This window comes from Oleiphilus sp. HI0066 (genome assembly GCF_001635725.1).
Genome location: NZ_LWFH01001482.1, coordinates 1 through 934 on the forward strand (window position 1 = coordinate 1; position 934 = coordinate 934).

The 934-nt window shown below is 45.2% G+C and carries 1 protein-coding gene and 1 pseudogene; both read left to right on the top strand.

The features are described from left to right. Positions 1 to 581: zinc-binding dehydrogenase (locus tag A3738_RS22980; protein ID WP_156504434.1), on the top strand; the 581-nt coding region annotated here is incomplete at its 5' end. Positions 582 to 669: 88 nt separating this feature from the next. Further along, positions 670 to 934 (top strand): annotated as a pseudogene (locus tag A3738_RS22985) (hypothetical protein); the annotation flags it as partial.

Consider the following 934-nt stretch of genomic DNA (forward strand, 5'->3'; position numbering starts at 1 on the left):
TCTGCGTTGATGCTCTGATAGAGAGTGGCATCAAACCTGAGTCAGGAAAAATCTTAGTCACAGGAGCAAGCGGTGGAGTCGGCTCAACTGCCATCACTCTACTTCATGCTCTTGGATACGAGGTCACTGCATGCAGTGGTCGAATAGCGCAAAACACTGCACACCTGACGCAATTAGGTGCCACTGAACTAATTGAACGATCTGAATTAGAAGAAGCCGCAAAACCTTTAGAAAAGCAACGTTGGGCAGGTGTCATTGATACCGTTGGAGACAAGGTACTAGCTAAAGCGATTGCTCAAACACATTACAATGGCGTGGTCGCTTGCTGTGGTCTTGCCGGAGGTTTTGGACTCCCTACAACGGTGATGCCTTTTATTTTACGAAATGTGCGACTTCAGGGTATTGATTCAGTTATGTGCCCTATCGAAAAGAGAACGACTGCTTGGAAACAACTCACCGAACTTTTACCACAAAGTTTCTACGAGCAAGCGAGTGAGACAATTGAACTTAAACAAGTGCCAGAATATGCCGATCGTATCACTAAGGGTGATGTCACAGGTCGTGTAATCGTCAAGCTTTAGCGCTTTGTTCTAAATTGTAATCGTTGCAGAAGTCCCAAAAAAAGATGCCATACTTAACGCGACATAAATAGCGTGAAACAGGCTCGCAATGAAACTTCAAAAACTTGAACATCCGGAGCTGGATAAGAAAGAGTACGAGAAGAAACTAGAAAAGCTGCAGCTACAGTTAATGACGCTGCAGCATGGCTTATACAATCAAAATATGCGCTGCGTGGTTGTAGTTGAAGGTATTGATGCCGCTGGCAAAGGCGGCATGATTCGCCATATGACCGAGTTTATGGACCCTAGAGGGGTTCGTGTTCATCCAATTGGGGCACCAAGTATTGATGAGCTAGAAGAACATTACATGCAGC